3 protein-coding genes are annotated in these 3,594 nt (G+C 45.4%); all 3 read left to right on the forward strand.

What is annotated here, in order from left to right:
• A partial coding sequence (locus VIP81_RS12815; protein WP_331960944.1) for a hypothetical protein occupies positions 1-1,168 on the forward strand: 1,168 nt, incomplete at its 5' end.
• Positions 1,169-1,349: 181 nt separating this feature from the next.
• Positions 1,350-2,450, forward strand: a complete 1,101-nt coding sequence (locus VIP81_RS12820; protein WP_331960947.1) for a carboxylate-amine ligase — start codon at positions 1,350-1,352, stop codon at positions 2,448-2,450.
• 243 nt (positions 2,451-2,693) lie between these two features.
• Positions 2,694-3,566, forward strand: a complete 873-nt coding sequence (locus VIP81_RS12825; protein ID WP_331960950.1) for a sterol desaturase family protein — start codon at positions 2,694-2,696, stop codon at positions 3,564-3,566.
• Positions 3,567-3,594 lie beyond the last annotated feature (28 nt).

A 3,594-nucleotide genomic window follows, 5' to 3' on the forward strand; every position in this document is an offset into this window, starting at 1 on the left:
CACTGGCTGGATATACGGCCCCAGACTACCCATGACTGGCCGGTATGGCGGGAAATGCTGCCGCATTATCTATCACTTATTAAGTAAGTACTGTATGAAAAAAATAGGTATTCTCTTTGGACAGGAAAACACTTTTCCGCAGGCATTTGTAGACCGTGTAAACCGTATCAATCCACCTGGGATCTTTGCCGAATTTGTAACCATCGATAAAGTGATGCAAGGTGCAGACGCAGGCTACGCCGTGATCCTGGACCGTATCTCCCAGGATGTTCCCTTTTACCGGGCTTATTTAAAAAATGCTGCTGCTGCCGGTACCGCCGTGATCAACAACCCTTTCTGGTGGAGTGCGGATGATAAATTTTTTAATAATGCACTGGCAGATAAAATAGGCATCCATGTGCCTAACACCGTGCTGCTGCCCTCCTATAAGTTACCGGACGAAACCACTGATAAATCATTCCGTAACCTTATTTACCCGTTCGACTGGAACAGCATTTTTGACTATGTGAGCTTTCCCGCTTACATGAAACCCTATGCTGGTGGCGGTTGGAAACATGTATACCGGGTAGAGGATAAAGAGGATTTTTTTGATAAACACAGTGAAACCGGGCAACTGGTGATGATGCTGCAGGAAGAAATTGATTTCAGCCAGTACTACCGCTGCTTCTGCATTGGCGGCAAAGATGTACGTATCATGCCTTACAATCCCAAACAGCCACATGAACGCCGCTACGACGCGAATTATGAGGCCAGTCCAGCGCTGCTGGCGCAAATCACCGAACAGGTTATTGCACTCAACCAACACCTGGGCTACGATTTTAATACCGTGGAAATGGCGGTGCGCAGTGAAGTACCCTATGCCATCGACTTCTGTAATCCCGCACCGGATGCAGATCTTCATTCCATAGGCGCTGATCATTTCGAGTGGGTGGTGGAAACCAGCGCCCGGTACGCCATTGAAAGGGCCATTGCACAGAAACCGGGAAAAGATAATCTCACCTGGGGCAAGTTTGTACAACGCAGTCCGGCGAAAGCTAAAGCGAAACCCGTGGCGCCCCCCGAAAAAAAGAAAGCATCCGGCGAAAAAGCAAAGAAATCCACACCAGGAAAGGAGAAGAAAACACCAGCGAAAAAAAGTCCTGCTAAAAAACAACAAAAAGAAAAGTGAAACCGAAGCAGCGGGTGGCCATTAGTTTTTAGCTGTTAGTAAATGCAGCGAAGACCAACATTTGATTATCTTCGCTGCATTTACTAACAGCTAAAAGCTAATAGCTAACAGCTAAACAAATATTTATCTACGCGCTAAGCTAATGGCTGACTGCTAATAGCTAAAAGCTAAAAATCACTATATGTTTAAGGCGTTCACGCTGGGCATTGAAGAAGAGTACATGGTGATAGATCCCGTTACCCGGGAACTGAGATCACACGAACAAAAAATAGTGGAACAGGCACACAAAGTCATCAGTGACCAGGTGAAAGCCGAGTTTCACCAGGCGGTAGTGGAAGTGGGCACCCGTATTTGTGCCAACGTACATGAAGCCAGAGCCGATGTAGCCCTACTCCGTCGTACCATTGCGCAAATAGCCGGCGACCTGGGATTCAACATAGGCGCCTCCGGCACGCATCCTTTCAGTAAATGGGAAAAACAACTCATCACGGATCATCCGCGCTACTTTGAAATAGTCAATGAAATGCAGGATGCTGCCCGTTCTAACCTGATCTTTGGGTTACACGTGCATGTGGGAATGGAAAACAGGGAAATGGCGATTCATATAGCCAACTCCGTTAGATATTTTCTGCCGCATATTTTTGCCCTCAGTACCAACTCGCCTTTCTGGGAAGGCCGTAACACCGGCTTCAAATCCTTCCGTACCAAAGTTTTTGATAAATTCCCCCGCACCGGTATTCCTGATTACTTTGCCAGTATAGAAGAATACGATAACTATATCAAACTGCTGGTAAAAACCAACTGTATCGACAATGCCAAAAAAGTATGGTGGGATTTAAGGGTGCATCCGTTTTTTAATACGGTAGAATTCCGTGTTTGTGATGTGCCGCTGACCATCGATGATACCATAATGCTGGCAGGTCTTTTTCAGGCAGTATGCGCCAAAATTTACAAACTGCGCATGCAGAATCTCAATTTCATTATCTATAACCGGGCCCTGATCAATGAAAACAAATGGAGAGCCTCCCGTTATGGCATTGATGGCTATCTCATTGATTTTGGTAAAGAAATGGAAATAAATACCCGCGCCCTCATTTTCGAATTACTGGACTTTATTGACGACGTAGTCGATGACCTGGGTAGCCGGGAAGTGATTGAGGCAACTACCCGCCTGATGGAAACCGGTACTGGTGCAGATAAACAATTACAGGTATTTGCAGACACCAACGACCTCGTTGCCGTGACCGACTTCATTCATGATCAGTTCCTCCGGGGCTGCTGATGCGCGTTTTTTGGTCTTACCCAGGATTATACTGATTTTGATGATTTTCCGGATTTTTACTTTTTGATTTTATAGGATTAAAAAAGATTAGAGAAGATTTTAGCGAAACTATCCGCTTATATCTTCTCTAATCTTTTTTAATCCTGTAAAACAATCCTGAAATCATCAAAATCAGTATAATCCTGAGTAAGACAAAAAATCGCATCAAAATCGTTAACTTCAGTAGCAGAAAGTTACAACAATATGCCTCCCGACCTGATTACATATGCCATCCCTGGATTTGTGCTGCTCATCTTACTGGAGATCGTCTTCACTGCTATCGACAAGAAGAATATGTATGAGCCCAGAGATGCCCTCAGCAGCATTGCTATGGGGTTGGGTAATGTATTCATCGGCATTTTTACCAAGGCTGTCATTTTCGGCATCTATCTTTTTTTGTACCAGTTCCGGCTGTTTACATTGGGCTTTACCTGGTGGGCCTGGGTATTATGTTTTTTTGCAGACGATTTCAGTTACTATTGGTTTCATCGCAGTAGTCATACTATCCGCTTTTTCTGGGCATCACATGTTATCCATCATTCCTCTGAAAAGTATAACCTGGCCACTGCTCTCCGACAAAACTGGACAGGTAACTTAACCGGTACATTTACTTTCTGGCTCTGGATGCCGCTGCTGGGTTTCCATCCGGTGATGGTAATGAGTATGCAGGCCATCAGCCTGATATACCAGTTCTGGATCCATACAGAAGTGATCAACAAGTTGCCGGCGCCTATAGAATATATTTTCAATACCCCTTCCCATCACCGGGTGCACCATGGCTCCGACCTGGATTACCTGGACCGTAACCATGCCGGTATTCTAATCATATGGGATCGCCTGTTTGGAACTTTCACACCGGAGAAACAACGACTTGTTTATGGTCTTACTAAAAACATACACACCTATAATCCTTTCCGCATAGCTACCCACGAATGGCTCGACATCTGGCAGGATGTGCGGCATTCCCGCTCTCTGCGGGAGGCATGGCATTTTATTTTTGATGCGCCCGGCTGGAGTGCCGATGGCAGCAGGAAAACTACCAGGCAGTTGCGTAAAGAGCGTGAATCTCTGTCTTAGCGCAGGATTATACTGATTTTGATGATTT

Source organism: Chitinophaga sp., assembly GCF_036566945.1.
In the GTDB taxonomy this organism is placed as follows: domain Bacteria; phylum Bacteroidota; class Bacteroidia; order Chitinophagales; family Chitinophagaceae; genus Chitinophaga.